The following is a 15,781-nucleotide window of genomic DNA, read 5'->3' as shown; positions in this document are numbered from 1 at the left end:
GACAAGGAGCCATCATGATCGAAGTCAACGGGCGGACCTACAGCAAGCCCACACGCCCCACCGTCGTTATCTGCCTCGACGGATGCGACCCGCGCTATCTCAATTTCCCCAACGCGAGGGAGGTCTTCCCCAATATTTCGCAGATGATGCGAAGCGGGTTCGCGGCCCTCGCCGACGCCGCGATGCCGACCTTCACCAATCCGAACAACGTCTCGATCGTGACCGGCGCGCCGCCGGCGGTTCATGGCATCTCCGGAAACTATTATCTCGATCGCGAGACCGGCAAGGAAATCATGATCGTCGATGCAACGCCGATGCGGGCGACGACCATCCTCGCCGAGATGTCGCGCGCCGGCGTTCGCGTCGCTGCGGTGACCGCCAAGGACAAGCTGCGCAAGATGCTCGGCCACCGGATGGAAGGCGGAATTTGCTTCTCGTCGGAGAAAGCCGGAAGCGCGACCATGGCGGAGAACGGCATTGCGGATGTCGAAGCCCTGGTCGGGCGGCCGACGCCCGACATGTACAGCCCCGACCTGTCGCTGTTCGTCCTTGACGCCGGCATCAAGCTTCTTGAGCAAGATCGCGCCGAGCTGCTCTATCTCTCGCTGTCCGATCTGGTTCAGCACGCGCACGGTCCGGGCGAGGCGGCAGCGGATTTCTTTCACCGCGCCGTCGACCAGAAGGTGGGCCGCATCGCCGAGCTTGGCGCCGTGGTCGGGCTGATTGCCGATCACGGGATGAACGACAAGGCGAACACGGACGGAACCCCGCGCGTGATCTTCCTCGAGGACGAGCTGAACCGGCGCTTCGGTCCACGTGCGGCGCGGGTGATCTGTCCGATCACCGATCCGTTCGTGAAGCATCATGGCGCGCTTGGCTCCTTCGTTCGCGTCTACCTGCGTAAGGGGCTCGACCTCGCCGAGGTCATGGAGGCGTCGGCGGCCATTCCGGGAATTGCGCTCGTGCTCGACGGGCCGAGCGCCGCGAGCCGCTACCAAATGCCGCTCGACCGCGAAGGGGATTTCGTCACGATCGGCGACACCCACACGACAATCGGCTCGACGCGGGCGGAGCACGATCTCAGCGGACTCGACGGCCACCGCCTCCGGTCGCATGGCGGACTGAGCGAGCAGATCGTGCCGTTCATCCTGTCGCACCAGCTGAACGATGCCTATCGCAAGCTCGCGAAGACCAGGCGCATGCGCAACTTCGACATCTTCGAGTTTGCGCTGAACGGCGCGCAATAAATCAAAACAAAAGCACAGGAGGACACGCCATGCTCGATACTGGGCAGGCCTTTGCACGGGCGCTCGCAACCGAAACGGCTGCGGCGCAGATGTATCGGCGCTACAAATGGACGGCGCTGCTCGGCGTCTCCTTTTGCTACCTCTTCTACTACCTCGGACGCCAAACCTTTGGCTTTGCCATCCCTGGCATTCAGAGGGAGCTCGGACTATCCAAGGAGATGCTCGGGTGGGTCAGCGCATCGATGCTGTGGGCCTACGCGCTCGGCCAGTCGATCAACGGCAATCTCGGCGACAAATGGGGTGGCCGCGTCATGATGCTCGCCGGCGCGGTCCTCTCGTTCGCGGCGAATTGGGCGACGAGCCTGTCAGGCGGCTTCGTCGCCCTGCTGCTGGCGTGGGGCCTCAACGGATATTTCCAGGCGATGGGATTCGCGCCGGGCAGCCGGCTGCTCTCGAACTGGTGGGGACACCGGCATCGCGGCTTCGTCTATTCATTCTATGTCGGCATGTCCGGATTTTCGTCGGTCCTCGCCTATTTCGTGCCGATCATCATTCTCGGCACGCTCGGGCTCGACTGGCGGTGGATCTTCCGGCTGTCGGTGTTCCTGATGTTGTTCGGCGCCGTCGTCATGTTCCTCGTGGTGCGCGAGCGGCCCGAGGATCTCGGCCTCAAAGGGCCCGCCGACGAGAAGTCGCCCGATGAGGCGGACGGCGACAGCGAGGTCGACACCAAGACCAGCGGCGCGCGCTATCGCGCGGTGCTCTCGAACTGGCGGCTCTACGCAACGGGCCTGTCGATCGGATTTCAGAACGCCGCGCGATACGCCCTGCTGGTCTGGGTCCCCGTCCACTTCCTCGGGCCAAACTGGAAATCGGCCGCGACGGTCATCGATCCGGTCTGGATTACCGTCGCACTGCCGGTCGGTATGGCGCTTGGCGCGTCGACCAACAGCTGGATTTCGGATGTTCTGTTTAGATCACGGCGTTATCTCGCGATCATCTCCTACATGGTGATGGCCGCGATCATCGCGCTCGCGATGGAGCTCGTGCCACACGGCAGCCTGGTCGGGATCGCGGGCCTGTTCCTGTGCGGCTTCTTCGTGTTCGGCCCGGCGTCGTCGTTCTGGGCGCTATGTCCCGACATCTTCGGCCGTCGCCTGGCCGGAACCGCAACCGGCGTCCTCAATTTCATTTCGTACGCCTGCGCCGGGATTGGCGAGCCGTTGATCGGGCGATTCATGGATCACACCGGCAATACGGCGATCATCTTTCCGACCGTCGCATGCCTGTGCGCAGCGAGCGCCGTCTCGGCGCTGCTCATCAGGCGATAGGGGCTGAACGCCCGCCAAAAAGAAAATCGCCGTCCCATTGCGGGGACGGCGCAGGCTGCTCACGCAGTGCCAAAACGGCTAGTGCTTGCCGTAGTTCTCGGCGTGATGCCGGCTCGCCTCGGTGTGGTGGTACTGGGCATGGGGCCGTTCATCTATGTCGCGGGTCGATTCCATGTTGCGGCACGCATAGTCGCATCCGTCGGAAGCGGCGACGCCCTCATCGGCTTCCGCGCGCGCGCGTTAAGGCGTGAATGTATCAATTGCATCTAGCCGTAGTGATCGAGCTCGCTCAGGGCAATTCGGACCTCTCGCGCGAAATCGACCAACGACACGATGAAAGCCACAACGGAGACAATGAAGAGGATGGCGACGCCCCGCTCGTGTTGGATGTGAAGGAACGCACTCACAAAGCCGACGACGATGACAATGCTGATCGAGATGCTTCCCATGATAGACCAGAAGATCGCACGATTGATCATGGTGGCACGCCGAGCAAGACGCGGCAGGTCTGCCTTGAGCCGGCATCTCTCCTGATCCTGATCCGAAATTTGGTTCAGGTAAATCGATCTGTCGATGATCCGGTTCAGGCGGGAAATCAGCACCGCGATAAAGGCCGCCAATGCGCCGAGCAGAAATGCGGGCGCCGCCGCTTGAGAAATCACCTGAGAGAGCTGACTGACCGACGGCGTATCCGGTAACATCGACTCCACTTTCGGATTAGCGCGGCTGAAATCAATCGGCCGAGCATTGGCAACATGGGCCGTGCGGCCTGACAATCACGACGCCCGCGTATCGAACCGGCGTCGGCGAAAATTGCCGGGCGGCGTCCGAACGGCGGGCATCGGCAGCCACCGGCACGGTTGCGGCCCATAGTGGCGTGATCTCGGCACAATCGAAGGCGCCAGCAGCGCTGCTATTTTGTCGCGACCCGTCGGGTCGGCGTCACGGTGCTGGTCGGCGCCATCGGAGAGATCGAGAACGTCAACCAGGTGTTCCAGCCGGCCGGGCGATTCTCTGCTGCAAATTCTCCATACCCTTTGAGATTCAGATAACCCTGCATGTCACCTACGGGAAACAGGAAGCCGATCTGCGGACCAAGGCCAAGCACGCGGGACCGGAAGCCTCCCAGGAGAGGGTGCTGGCCGAAATCGTCGGTGATCTGCTGATAGGCATATCCGACCAGGCCGACGAAAACCTGCTTTGACAGGAACTGGGAGGCGCCCCAATCCAGATGGAAGTCGACCCCGTTCTGGTACTGGGTATCCGGATTCTTGAAATTATAGGTGAAGCCCGCGACCGCGGAAAATTCGTGGCCCGCCTGCTGGTTGAAGTAGGTGTAGCCGCCGCCGGCATCGATGGCCGCGTGACCGATGCCGAGATTGGCAAGGCTGCTCGGGCTGTATGCTCCGACGGGGATGTCCCCTGTTACATAGCTCATGAAATTGTGCACCCCGGCGTTCCACTTCAGCGTCGCCTGCGGGTAGAGGTCGCCGACCGATGTGATCGAATCGCCGAAGCTGCCGGTGCGGGTTGTCGCCAGCGGACCGACGGCCGCCGTGAGCGTCCCCGCAAGATCCGCGCTTGACCGTCCGAACAGCCCGGTCACGCCGATGGCAAGTTGGCCACCCAGCACCGGCGTTGCGAACGTATAAGTGGGATTGAGAAGGATGAGATCCGCCTGCGCGTTGAGATGCAGATTTAGATCGACGTTTGCCGCGGCGGGGATTCTGCCGACCTGGATTTCCCTGGCGGCCGCGGCATTGCCGAATGCACTTACGCTGGTGTGATAGTAGACCTCCGCCATCGACCAGCCGGGGACCTGCGGGGTCGCAGCGAGGCTGCCGAAGCGGCCGGGAAGCCAATATGAGACGCCGGCCTCGTCGGCACGCGCGGCTTCAGACGAGCATGATGCCACGATCATTGTCATGGCGATGCCGACATCCCTGAGTGTCTTGCCTCGCCCGTTTGGTTGCCGCCTCTTCGAAAGATCATGACGCCGCATTTCGCACCCACCCCACCTTTGGCGCATCGCAGAACGATCTGGTCCGGCTTGCGCGAGCGTACGATTCGCGACCGCAAATCGAAGCACGTTGGTTCGTGCCGGCCCCGGCGGAGCCGGCACGAAGCCGGGTTCTCAAGCCCCGACCTTCTTGACGGCAGGAACCGTCCAGGTGCCGTTGATGATCGACGGGTCGGTTTCCTGCGGCCAGTACATGCGCAGCATGAGTATGAAATCTCCCTCCGGCGCGGGGAGCCAGTTGGATTCCTTGTCTTTGCCGGGCGAGTCCTTCTGAATGTAGAGATCGGTCGAGCCGTCCGGATTCTCCTTCAGGTTTTCCCGCGCACTGATCGAATATCGGTTGAGCGGATTGTTCACGAAGAAGTAGCTGCTGTCGTACATCGTGAGCGACCAGAATCCCTCGGCCGGAGGCAGGTGGCCTTTGGGAAACCGCATGACGTACTTGTTCGCACCATTGTACTTGCGGTCGTCCGCATCCTTTTGCGAGGTCGGGTAGACCGCATCCTGCGGACGATTGGCACCAAGCCCAATCGCGGTCACCAGGGCTCGCATCAGGTAGTCGGTGCCGTAGATGCCGGTTTTCGTCGTGAACGCAAAGCCGTTCTCGTCCCTGACGGCCTTGTTGACTTTGAACTGAAGCATGATCCTGTCGAACGACACCTCCGGGACGCGCTTCAGGAAATCCGCCTTCAGCTTGCTCTCGTCGAAATCCTGTCCGGGAACGATGCCGATGCGAGCAAATTTGGCGAGCTGGGGCGCGTCTGCTGCATATGGCGGATTGGCTTTCATCAGCTCGCACAGCAGCTTGAAATATGACACCGCGTCCATGCGATTGACCTGCTCACGGACAGCCGTCTTCATGTCGATCGACGGATCGACCTTTCCCGGAGGCGGCGTGTACGGCTTGCCGTAGGCACTGAGCGGAACGAGCTTGCACTCGTCCTGCAGCTTGTGGACGGCGGCGTAGTCCTCCGGCGTTCCGGTGCAATAGATGCGGCCGAGCAGCCACACGATGTTGGTGGGCGATTTGTACTCCTTCACGCCGTCCGGCAGCGTGCCCTTCCAGCCGGGCCCGGTGATGGCATAGGTTTGTGCGCCGGTGCCGGTGGTGCGCTTGCCCGGCACCTGGAACACCGTAGTCCAGCCATCAAGCATGGGCATCAGGAAATAACGCCCCTTCATGTCCGGGATGCTGAGGACCCACGGTTCTTTGCCGACGTCGAGGAAGGACGTGGTGTAGAGCGTGTCCGCGTTGGGCGCAGTGACATCGCGGAACGACGCGTCCGGATACTGGCGCAGCTTGATGATATGGCCCATCGGCCCTCGCGTGCCCACGGGCTCCGCGACGTTGGTGATGATCCTCCGCGTCATCTCCATCGTCACCAACGGATAGCCGAATATGTAGGCGTCGCTCGCGAGCCAGAAGTCTTCAAGGCCCTGGCCGACACCCAGGAAAGCCCCCTCCTCGGCAACGGCCGGTCGACCGATCGCCGCTCCGGTGAGCAGACCCATTCCGCCAAGCCCAAGATTGCGACGAGTGATGTCCATGGTTCTCTCCTTGTGTCAAAATCGAATGGTCTTCAAACGATCGTCGGGGCCGCCCCGAGGTCGGCCTGCCGTAAAGGTGTGTCCGAGCTCACAATTACGGCTGCATCCTGATCCCTAGCGCCGCTCTCATATCCTTGAAGACTACTGCGATCGCCTCGATGATGAGCTGGTCGGGATGAGCCTTGCAGTGCTGGATCACCTCGTGCTCGGCCTCACGGGACTTTTTGATATCGAGGTAATGCTTGCGCGCGAGGCCGTTGTACCAGCCGCTGTACCAGGCAGTGAGAAGATCGGCGTCTCCTTGCCACGTTCCGGCGAGCTGTGCGCATGTCAGCTTCTGAACATCCAGATAGCCTTCGGCATTGGCGTAAGCGCTGAGGTCGGTCTGCGCATGCGCTGATTGAATGCCGGCGATGATCAGCGATGCTGCAATCATAGCGGTTCGTCCCACGATCCTCTCCTGTGAGCTCGTATGTTCGGCTTTAAATCGGGCCGACCTTGCATGGTCGGCCCGGAGGCTGCGACGTGGCCGGTCGCATGCTCAGTAGCAAGGCGGATACGGATAGAACCCGCACCGCGGGGCGTAATAGGGATAAGCAGCCGCGGCGCCAAGGGCGGCTGCACCTGCGACTGCAGCGCCGCGATAATAAGCCCCTCGCCAGGCGGTTCGACGGGCAACGCCGGCAAAGGACAGCGGCGTGAATGGGCGACCGATGATGTCGATGAAGATCGACGCAGGTCCATCAGCTCCCGCAAGGTCACCTTCGAGCAGATCGACATCGAAGGTCAGCTTGTCGCCGTCGAGCTTGGGCGATTTCAGGACGACGACGGCGTCGGCTACCGACGATCCGTCTTTCCTGAACCCGGACACGGTGGCGTTTGGAGGATCTTTCGCGAAATTGTCGGTGCCATTGCCCCAATCCTCGACAATTCGCGATGTGAGATCGTGACCGGCTGCCCGCACGGGCCGATCGGCGAACACGATCGCATTCGGTGAAACCCCCGTCAGCACGAGCTTCCCGTCCTTCAGGCTCGCACCGCGCGAATTGAGGACGAACAGCGATGGCACGACTTCCGGCTTTGCCTGACCGATCGACTTCTCAAGCGGGACGTGCGGTTTGGTCTCGGGTGCAGATTGGGAAAGCACCTTATGGGGAGCGGCAATCAATCCGGCGACGCAGAATACCAGCAGAGCTGAGCGAAGGGTCATGGTTGTTATCTCCTTTGGCGCCCTTTGGGGGAGCGCCGCAATTATTTCGGCAATCAGCTTCGCTACGCATTTCGCGCCAATTCAGATCGCGCGTCTTGCCATTTCGCGCCAATGATACAACTTCTCATCGCCCGGCGGCGTGAGATCTCTTGCGATGGTTCGCCCCGCTCGGCCGATCGGAAAGTTGCTGCTGCCTGTAGGCGATGGGTTGGATTTTCATCAAACGCACGAAAGTGCGGCTGAAGCTGCTGGCATTACTGTATCCCACGAATTTTGCGATTTCCGACAGGCGCTTGCTTGAGTCCCCGAGCAGGCGGCAGGCGATGTCCAGGCGAACTTCGGCGAGCATTTCGCTGTGGCTGGTGCCCAGGCGACCAAGGTGCCGCTGCAACGTGCGCGAGCTGATCTTGAGGGCCTGAGCGGTGCTATCCAGAGTTGCGTCACCGTGTCGCAGCGACGCGACAATGGCCGCGCGGACCGCCTGGGCTGAAGGCAATCGGACAGCTCTCATCGGTTGGTTTGAGGCGTGAGGCCCGTGCTCCTGCAAGAGAAACGACGCATCAGGATAGAGCAGCTTCGGGGATCAATCTGGCCATCAGCCGCCAAAATTCTCGTCAAGCGAAATTCGCGAATGCGTGTCGCGTCGGCTGCTCGATAAAGACAACGCAAGAGGAGTTCCGGTCTGCTAAGCTGCAATCGCGGCAAAACTTCTTGGGCAGGTAGTAATGACCGTCATTCCATTGATCCGTTGTCAATTTTTGATCCCATTCGCTGAGCTTCATTCCGAAACTGGCGGGCCTACGGCGGCACTCCTCGCCAAATTTCAACTTCCGACGTCTTTTGAAGAGAAAGCGGACCATTATGTACCTTTGCTGCCTGCTGTTCGGTTCGCGACGGCCGCTCAGCAAAAGCAGGGCCTGTCAGAAATCGCCTTTCGCGCAGCCCAGCGAACCTCGTTTGAACATTTGAGCGAAGCCATGCGCGCGCGCGTGCGCCATGCGCCGACCCTGTTGGTTGCCTTGCAGCAAACCTGTCGGTGGGCACCGTGCGAGGATACGATCCTCCAACTATGGCTCGAGCCAAGCGGCGAAAACTTGAAGATTTGCAGCAAGCTCATTGGAACGGAGGGCATTTCCCATCTTGAGATATCCCAGTGGCTTCAAAACATATTCGTGCTGCACATCGTCCGTCAGTTCGCCGGGGCGAGCTGGTCTCCAAGAGTGATTGCATTTGAAGCGCTCTATACGCCGAGCCCTGAGGTCCAGTCGCATTGGCCGAACACGCGGTTCCTGTCGGGTCAGAAGGCCTCATGGATCGAGGTGCCGGTAAAACTCCTCAGTCTTGCAAATCCCTCAAATGACTTTCGGCCGGCGCCGTCCGATCACGAGCCGCAGTCATTCGGCAAGGGCGTGGTCAGCGCATTAAGGCTGAGCTTGCCCTCCTACCTCGACCAAGGAGGCCTCACGATAACGCAGGCGGCCGAGATGATGGGAGTGAGCACCAGGAGTTTGCAACGGAGGCTTTCGCTCGCCGGGCTGACATATTCGGGTCTGGTTGAGCAGGCTCGCTTCAACAATGCGGCCAAGCTTTTGGGCGACACTGAAATCAAGATCATCGACGTGGCACTCTCATCGGGCTATGCCGATCCAGCTCATTTTACGCGTGCCTTCCGCCGGATCTCCGGCTGCACCCCGCGGGAGTTTCGGGTGAGATCGAGGAACGGACAAGCTGCGATCGATCAACGCGCCTCCCTGCCCAATGACAATCGCGCCTAGGCAGATTTTCGCCTTGAACGCGCCGCCACGTAACAGCGCAGGGCGCTCGGCCTTCAGATCGATCCTGAGGGCGGCATCGTGCGCGGTCCTTATCGTCCCGATTGCCAAGGCTCTTGCCGCAAATGACGACGGCGCTGCCAATGTCTCGGTGCCGAACATCTACCTCGACCTCAGAACGATCTACGCACAGGTACCGGCGGGGTCGCTCGCGTTCGGCTTTGGACATCCGACGCTGTTCAATACTCAAACGCTTGCGGCATCGGGGAGCGCGGTCTTTCCGGCCGGCCTGCCAGCCGCGAAATCTCTCAACATGGATTTTCCCCTAACGGTCGATGTCACCGATAGTGTGTCGCTCTATGCCGGCGTCTCCGGCAGTTCGACGAACTTCGGGAGTACCGGCTTTTCGCCCTTTCAGGTCACAAGCTGGAATATCGGCTTCCAGGCGGACCTTTATCAGCAGAACGGCGGGACCTTTCCTACCGTGACGCTGCAATCAACCATCACACAGTCGATTCCCAATGGCCCGCTGGGCACAACGTCCTTCAACAACATTCTCGAATTCGACTATGCGCTCGATTCCGATGAAACCCGAGGCTTCCTCGGCGGTGTCCAATACACCCGAACCGACGCCGGCAGTGCGCTGGGGAGAATCAATCCGAACACGATTGCTTATGTCGGCGGCTACTATCAATGGCCGAACGATTGGAAATTTACCGGTCGCGTGGGCGTGCAATCCTTCGAGGGCGCGCAACTTATGAACGTCGCCTCGATTCAGCCTTTCGCGCAACCGATCGTGCGGCTCGATCTCGACCGCATGGACGATAATGACAACCGATTGTTTGGCCTCACAGCCGAAATCATGTGGGTGCCGAAACCCGCCTATCAACTGACGTTCAGAACGCCTCTGTATGCCGTCAAGAACTAGCCGGCGTCCCGGCGCACGAGCAAGCGAGCACCGAGACCATCCGAGCGACCCGCCTCCCGGCCGCGCTCCGACGACGGGCAGATCTGCCCCGTGTCGCCTTGGCTGTGTCCTCTGCGGCCATCACCGGGTCGGCCGTCGGCCCGTCGGCATGCGGCGCCAATCGGTGCAGTGACACGGCCAAACAGTCATGGCGTCGGCCGTCACCTCGAAAAACCGAAGCACGCCGATGGCAACCGATCGTCAGGCGATCATTGTTCGTCGAACAGCTTCGCCGAGGAGACCGGCGCGCGTTCCGGCTGGATCGTCAGCCGATAGGCGATCAGGTTGGTGCCATCGAATGCTTCAAGCAGGTAGTCGCAAACGGGACAGCGATACTCACCCTTGGCGCCGGGTCGTGACCATAGCTCCAACCGCCGGAAACCTGCGCCACAGCACGCGCACGTTACATCCGCTTTCCGCACATTGATCCTCTTGGCTGCGTTCTGCAGGACGTAAAAACACCAGGTGAACTCGGCAAAGAAACGATGGCTGTCGCCTGACTGAGGCGAAAGCAAATGCCATGGAACTCACGTTCGCATTCCAGGCAAGATGCTACGCGGCAAAGTACAGATTGTGCCTGGGGTTGATGACAGCTGCCTGACCCTTTTCGAACGCGCGCCCTGCTGCATTCCGTTGATCTACGTCAATCTCGCGAGGCGAAATTGTCGCAGTGTCGCCGCTCGCAATATTGTCCGATAGGGAGGACACGCCATGCTTCGTTGTATCCTCGCCGCTCTGGCGGCTCTGGTTCTCGTCGCTGTCTGCCTGATTCCTGATGACGCCTATGCCCGTCGCGGAGGAGGCGGCGGCTTCCGCGGCGGCGGAGGCGGCTTTCACGGCGGCGGGATGCGTGGCGGTGGCATGCATGTAGGCGGCGGACGAGTTCACGGTGGAGGATATCGCGTTGCAGGGCGTCCGGGCTATCCCGGTCGACCGATTGCAGGGCGCCCCGGCCGCCCGGTCGCCGGCTATCCCGGCTACGGCAGAGGCTACTATCGGCCGGGCTGGGGTTATGGTGCTGCTGCCGTCGGCGCTGCAGCCGCAGCCGGCGCGTATGGCGCCTATGGCTACTACGGCAACCAAGGCTGCTACTACAATGAATACGGGCAAATGGTCTGCCCGCAGTATTGATCCGGCTGAGCCGCAATGGATGGACATGCGGTTGCACCGCACCGGCTCGCTGTCGAGTTCCGGTCAGGCATCGGCATTTCCATGTTGAATGGATCGACCGCAAAGGGACGCCACGATCGCCATCGTGGCGGTCCCTTGAATTTCGCTTTTCCAGGGAGACGGCTCGATGGAGTACGACGCCTTCACCGACGCGAGCCTTAAGATGATGTACGAGGCTGTTCGCGGCGCGCTCGAAGCCGACGATGAGTTCGAGGCAAACGGTGAAGATCCAAAATTCCGGGTCCGGTCGACGGCCGAATGGAAGCGGCATGCCAGCAATCTTGAGGCCGAGATTCTGAAACGGGGGCTCCAGATCGACATTATCGACTGGACGCGCGGTCAGAGCGAGCTACCGCTGTAAAGCCATCAGGGGTCCGCGTGAACGCGACGAGGAACACGCGCCCTCGTCCGGATCGGTGCCGGCAACGCTCGCCGCTGGTCAAACCGGGCCGTGCGATCCCGGTGGCACCATGTACAGGGTCATCGCGAAAATCGCATAGATGAGCACGAGCAAGGCACCGATAAACCATGCCGACCGTCCGCTGTTGGTGATGAAGCAGGACGTCACGGAGGCGATCATGACCATCGTCACGGCCCCCGGCCAAAACTGCAAATCCATCGGCTTCGGACCGACGACGTAGCTCAGAAGCACCAGCGCCGGCGCGACGAACAAGGCGATTTGAGACGCGCTGCCGAGCGCGATGCTGACGCTCATGTCGAGACGGTTCTTGCGCGCCGCAGAAAACGCGACCGCCATTTCTGCCGCGGCGCCGACCAGCGCGACGATGATGAAACCGACGAACGCCGGGCTCAATCCGAGCGTCTCGCCCGCTTTCTGCACCGAGCTCACGAATATTTCGCTGACCAGTGCAACCAGCACCGTGACGACGAGAAGGGTACCTAACGCAAGTCCGATCGGCCAGCCGGCGCCGCCGGTTTCGCCATGCTCCTCGCTTGCGAACAGCTCCTTGTGTGTCTTGAGCGAGAACAGCAAGCCGAGCCCATAGGCGCATATCAGCAGCACAGCGAGGCCCGTACTGAGAGCCAGCGCCATGGCCTCGCCGCGCGCCGGATCGAGGTCGGCAACAGCCGAGGGCGCAAGCAGCGCAATCGTGGCCATCAGCAGCAGCGCTGCGTACATCCTCCCGCCGGCCCGATTATACTCCTGAACGTGATGGCGGAGCCCGCCGAGCAGGAATGATGCGCCGAGCATAAAGAGTGAATTGGTGACGATGGCACCGGCGATCGATGCCTTGACCAGCATGTACTCTCCGGCATGCAGCGCAGCGATCGCGATGATCAGCTCGGTCAGATTGCCCAAAGTTGCGTTGAGCAGGCCTCCGACTGCATCGCCGGTCTTCTCTGCGACGCTCTCCGTCGCGTGGCTGAGCAGGGCGGCCAACGGCACGATGGCCAGAACAGCGAGCACAAACAGCGCGGTGTGGGCGGACGGAGCCGCCGTCTCGACCGCCAGCACGATCGGTACGAAGACCAGCATCCAGAGCAGTGGATTATGTCGAATTTCCTTGAGCAGATGGTGCATGGTACCGCCCGGTCGAAACGAGGTCGACGGCAGTTTCTGAACACTGCGATCCGCTGAACCTTGATCTAGCTCAATCCGGCGCCACCGTCGCGCCGGTCACGGGTTGAGCCGACAAGCCGATCCGGAGCCTCACGGAATTTCCCGAACGGTCAGAAGCGCGTCCATATTTTCCGGCTCCCTCTCCCGTTTGACCTAGATCAACCCGTGGCCGACATGATTGTGGTTGCTCTCGCGGACATCCTTGATGACCAGCTCAGGAGCTCACAATGACGAGGAACGCAGCTGTCGCAGCGATTGCATTCTTGGTGACGACCTCGTCTCTCGCTTTTGCAGCAGAGACATCCACGACAGTCGGAGCCGCGCAACCCAGTGCAGCCGATCTGAAGAGCCTGACGGACATGCGTGTCGGCATCGTCAAGGCTGCCCTGCAGCTGACACCCGATCAGGAGAAATACTGGCCGGCCATCGAGGATGCCATCCGTGCGCGAGCGAAAAACCGGCAGGCTCGGTTGGAGCGAATTGCCGAACTCCAGGACAACGGACCGATGGAGGCCCTTGGCGGAAGCAATCCGGTCGAGATGATGCAACGCAGAGCCGACCGGCTGATTCAGCGCGGGACCGATCTCAAGAAGCTCTCCGATGCCTGGGAGCCGCTCTACAAGACATTGAGCGATGATCAGAAGCGAAGGATGGCATTCGTGTCGTTCGCCATCATGCGCGGCGTACGAAACGCGATCGAGCAGCGTGGCGGTCCGGACGACGAGGACGAATAAGGCCAACCCGACGCAAGCGAACAGCCCGCGCTGGTTTGTGCGTGAAATGGACGCCCGACCAACGCGAGCGTCACGCGCACCTGCCAAAAAGAAAACGCCGTATTGCAACCGTCCATCTATGTTGCGGCGATTCCATGTCGTGGCGCGCATAGTCGCTTCGCCGGAAAGCACCGCGTTCATCAACCCGGTCATTCCGGCGGCGGAAAGCGGTCGAAGGTCGGCAGCTCATGCGCATCCACCATCCAGCGCAGCCGCTCCGCGACCTGGATATGCATCGTGGCCGGCACCGCATCGGGATCGTCATAGGTGCCGCTCTGGATGTCGATGAACCCGGGCAGCATGTTGCGATTGGTATAGAAAAGTCCGCTGCCGCATTTCGCGCAGAAGTGCCGCCGGCCGTGCTCCGAGGATCGGTAGATCCTGGGCTGCCCCTTGGTCACCTTGACCATGTCCTTGGCAACCATGACCCAGCCGACCATCGGTGCGCCGGCGTGGCGCCGGCAATCGGTGCAGTGACACAAAGCATGGACGACCGGTTCGCCGGTCACCTCGTAACGGATCTCGCCGCAGTGACAGCCGCCGGTGACGTCAGCCATGTTTTCCTCCGCTCGATCAGTGGGTTGTCGGGCGGGTCGATAACGTCGCAAGCACCAACGCTTCAATTGCGCATCTTGCCCTTGCGTCGAGCTGTCGCGCGGTCCCCTGCGCCCGCCGATCATGGCGGGCCGGCGTCGCACCTCACGAAATCGTCATCCCTGCCATCGGCCCCGCCCAGGCCTCGGGAATAAAGCCCCACCCCCGCCGATCACCTCCCCGGAAACCCAATCCCTGGGCCCACGGGAGACTGCCATGAGCGGACACGATCACGACCATCGCGATGAGGAAAAAGGCGTCAGCCGACGCAAGGTGCTCGAATGCATGACCTGGGCCGGCACCGGCGTGCTGTGGACCGTCACCGGCGGCGTGCCGCATTCGTTCGGCATCGTCGGCTCGGCCGCGGCTGCGGAAGCTGCACCCGGCATGACCTTCATGCAGATCAGCGACAGCCATGTCGGCTTCGACAAGCCGGCGAACCCGAACGCCATCGGCACGCTGGAAGAGGCCATCAACAAGGTCCGGGCGATGCAGGTCAAGCCATCCTTCATGATCCACACCGGCGACATCACCCATCTGTCGAAGGCGTCCGAATTCGATGACGCCGATCGCATCATCTCGCAGGCCAAGCTCGACGTGCACTACGTGCCGGGCGAGCACGATTTCATCGACGAGGAGGTCAAGCTCTACAAGGAGCGCTACGGCCGCGGCACCAAGGGTCCGGGCTACTATTCCTTCGATGCCGGCGGCGTGCATTTCATCGGCCTCGTCAACGTCGTCGACCTCAAGGGCGGCGGCCTCGGCAATCTCGGCAACGAGCAGCTCGAATGGCTGGAGAACGACCTCAAGGGCCGCTCGAAGTCGACGCCGATCGTGCTGTTCGCCCACATCCCGCTGTGGACGGTCTATCCGCAATGGGGCTGGGGCACCGAGGACGGCGCCCGTGCGCTGGAATACGTCAAGGGCTTCGGCTCGGTCACCGTGCTCAACGGCCACATCCACCAAGTGATGCAGAAGGTCGAGGGCAACGTCACCTTCCACACCGCGCGTTCGACCGCCTTCCCGCAGCCGGCGCCGGGCTCCGCCCCCTCGCCCGGCCCGATGAAGGTGGAGGATGCCAAGCTGCGCAGCATGCTCGGCGTCGCCAGCATCAACTTCAAGCAGAACAGCCAGCCGCTGGCGATCATCGACACGCCGCTGCAAGGCTGAGGGACAAGACCGATGAGTTCGATCAATCGACGCGACTTCGGGATCGCCGTGGTCGCGACCATGCTGCTGCCGGTCACGGCGGCCCGCGCCGAGGATACCGCGGTTCACATCGACAACTTCTCGTTCACCCCGCCCCAGCTTGAGGTGAAGGTCGGCACCACAGTGACCTGGACCAACCGCGACGACATCCCGCACACCGTGGTGTGTGCGGGCAAATTCCGCTCCAAGACCATGGATACCGACGGCACCTTCTCGTTCACCTTCACGGAGCCCGGCGAGTACAAGTATTTCTGCTCGCTGCATCCGCACATGACAGGCAGTGTCAAGGTTGGGTAACGTGACAACCCATACAATCACAACCATGCCCGGCCGGTGGCTCTCCGCTCCCGGCCGGGCA

18 protein-coding genes are annotated in these 15,781 nt (G+C 61.5%); 9 read left to right on the top strand and 9 right to left on the bottom strand.

Going from position 1 to position 15,781, the window contains the following annotated elements:
• Window positions 1-14 precede the first annotated feature (14 nt).
• Window positions 15-1,247 (top strand): phosphonoacetate hydrolase, encoded by a 1,233-nt coding sequence (gene phnA, locus ACVWY5_RS10545; protein WP_038377100.1) that lies wholly within the window; start codon window positions 15-17, stop codon window positions 1,245-1,247.
• Window positions 1,248-1,276: 29 nt separating this feature from the next.
• Complete coding sequence (locus ACVWY5_RS10540) at window positions 1,277-2,578, top strand: MFS transporter (RefSeq protein WP_080666918.1); 1,302 nt, start codon at window positions 1,277-1,279, stop codon at window positions 2,576-2,578.
• 266 nt (window positions 2,579-2,844) lie between these two features.
• Here ACVWY5_RS10540 and ACVWY5_RS10535 read toward each other — a convergent pair whose 3' ends face one another.
• The 6 genes from ACVWY5_RS10535 to ACVWY5_RS10510 form a co-directional block, all read right to left on the bottom strand.
• Window positions 2,845-3,354 (bottom strand): DUF2721 domain-containing protein, encoded by a 510-nt coding sequence (locus ACVWY5_RS10535; RefSeq protein WP_321176780.1) that lies wholly within the window; start codon window positions 3,352-3,354, stop codon window positions 2,845-2,847.
• Between the two features lie 137 nt (window positions 3,355-3,491).
• The gene (locus ACVWY5_RS10530) at window positions 3,492-4,505 is read right to left on the bottom strand and encodes a transporter (protein ID WP_051375979.1); all 1,014 of its coding nucleotides are present in this window, start codon (window positions 4,503-4,505) and stop codon (window positions 3,492-3,494) included.
• A gap of 207 nt (window positions 4,506-4,712) precedes the next feature.
• A complete protein-coding gene (locus ACVWY5_RS10525) occupies window positions 4,713-6,146 on the bottom strand; it encodes a DUF1254 domain-containing protein (protein WP_028331693.1) in 1,434 nt (477 codons plus the stop codon).
• A gap of 94 nt (window positions 6,147-6,240) precedes the next feature.
• A complete protein-coding gene (locus tag ACVWY5_RS10520) occupies window positions 6,241-6,582 on the bottom strand; it encodes an HdeA/HdeB family chaperone (protein ID WP_028331694.1) in 342 nt (113 codons plus the stop codon).
• Window positions 6,583-6,687: 105 nt separating this feature from the next.
• Entirely contained in the window at window positions 6,688-7,356 is a 669-nt protein-coding gene (locus ACVWY5_RS10515; RefSeq protein WP_198400294.1) for a hypothetical protein, read from the bottom strand.
• Window positions 7,357-7,480: 124 nt separating this feature from the next.
• Window positions 7,481-7,852, bottom strand: a complete 372-nt coding sequence (locus ACVWY5_RS10510; RefSeq protein WP_321176781.1) for an AraC family transcriptional regulator — start codon at window positions 7,850-7,852, stop codon at window positions 7,481-7,483.
• Between the two features lie 229 nt (window positions 7,853-8,081).
• Between ACVWY5_RS10510 and ACVWY5_RS10505 the strand changes: the two genes are divergently transcribed.
• Both ACVWY5_RS10505 and ACVWY5_RS10500 read left to right on the top strand, forming a co-directional pair.
• On the top strand, window positions 8,082-9,131 hold the full coding sequence (locus tag ACVWY5_RS10505) for an AraC family transcriptional regulator (RefSeq protein ID WP_028331697.1): 1,050 nt from the start codon (window positions 8,082-8,084) through the stop codon (window positions 9,129-9,131).
• A 13-nt stretch (window positions 9,132-9,144) separates the two neighbouring features.
• On the top strand, window positions 9,145-10,056 hold the full coding sequence (locus ACVWY5_RS10500) for a hypothetical protein (RefSeq protein WP_321176782.1): 912 nt from the start codon (window positions 9,145-9,147) through the stop codon (window positions 10,054-10,056).
• 248 nt (window positions 10,057-10,304) lie between these two features.
• On the opposite strand, the gene ACVWY5_RS10495 is transcribed toward ACVWY5_RS10500, so the two are convergent.
• Entirely contained in the window at window positions 10,305-10,610 is a 306-nt protein-coding gene (locus ACVWY5_RS10495; RefSeq protein ID WP_321176783.1) for a hypothetical protein, read from the bottom strand.
• Between the two features lie 196 nt (window positions 10,611-10,806).
• Here ACVWY5_RS10495 and ACVWY5_RS10490 point away from each other — a divergent pair, with 196 nt between their 5' ends.
• Both ACVWY5_RS10490 and ACVWY5_RS10485 read left to right on the top strand, forming a co-directional pair.
• Window positions 10,807-11,226 (top strand): hypothetical protein, encoded by a 420-nt coding sequence (locus ACVWY5_RS10490; protein WP_080666919.1) that lies wholly within the window; start codon window positions 10,807-10,809, stop codon window positions 11,224-11,226.
• 166 nt (window positions 11,227-11,392) lie between these two features.
• On the top strand, window positions 11,393-11,626 hold the full coding sequence (locus ACVWY5_RS10485) for a hypothetical protein (RefSeq protein WP_028331701.1): 234 nt from the start codon (window positions 11,393-11,395) through the stop codon (window positions 11,624-11,626).
• 78 nt (window positions 11,627-11,704) lie between these two features.
• On the opposite strand, the gene cax is transcribed toward ACVWY5_RS10485, so the two are convergent.
• Window positions 11,705-12,808, bottom strand: coding sequence for a calcium/proton exchanger (gene cax, locus ACVWY5_RS10480; protein WP_028331702.1), 1,104 nt, complete (start codon window positions 12,806-12,808; stop codon window positions 11,705-11,707).
• A 305-nt stretch (window positions 12,809-13,113) separates the two neighbouring features.
• Between cax and ACVWY5_RS10475 the strand changes: the two genes are divergently transcribed.
• Window positions 13,114-13,581, top strand: a complete 468-nt coding sequence (locus ACVWY5_RS10475; RefSeq protein ID WP_456671771.1) for a Spy/CpxP family protein refolding chaperone — start codon at window positions 13,114-13,116, stop codon at window positions 13,579-13,581.
• 188 nt (window positions 13,582-13,769) lie between these two features.
• Here the strand turns inward: ACVWY5_RS10475 and ACVWY5_RS10470 are convergent, their stop codons facing one another.
• Entirely contained in the window at window positions 13,770-14,177 is a 408-nt protein-coding gene (locus ACVWY5_RS10470) for a GFA family protein (protein ID WP_028331704.1), read from the bottom strand.
• Between the two features lie 253 nt (window positions 14,178-14,430).
• Here ACVWY5_RS10470 and ACVWY5_RS10465 point away from each other — a divergent pair, with 253 nt between their 5' ends.
• Both ACVWY5_RS10465 and ACVWY5_RS10460 read left to right on the top strand, forming a co-directional pair.
• Entirely contained in the window at window positions 14,431-15,384 is a 954-nt protein-coding gene (locus ACVWY5_RS10465; protein WP_028331705.1) for a metallophosphoesterase, read from the top strand.
• 12 nt (window positions 15,385-15,396) lie between these two features.
• Complete coding sequence (locus tag ACVWY5_RS10460) at window positions 15,397-15,720, top strand: cupredoxin domain-containing protein (protein ID WP_028331706.1); 324 nt, start codon at window positions 15,397-15,399, stop codon at window positions 15,718-15,720.
• The last annotated feature ends 61 nt before the right edge of the window (window positions 15,721-15,781 follow it).

Source organism: Bradyrhizobium sp. USDA 3256 (assembly GCF_054058275.1).
Note: the sequence above shows the minus strand (reverse complement) of the source record. Positions and strands in the feature narration are given on the sequence as shown.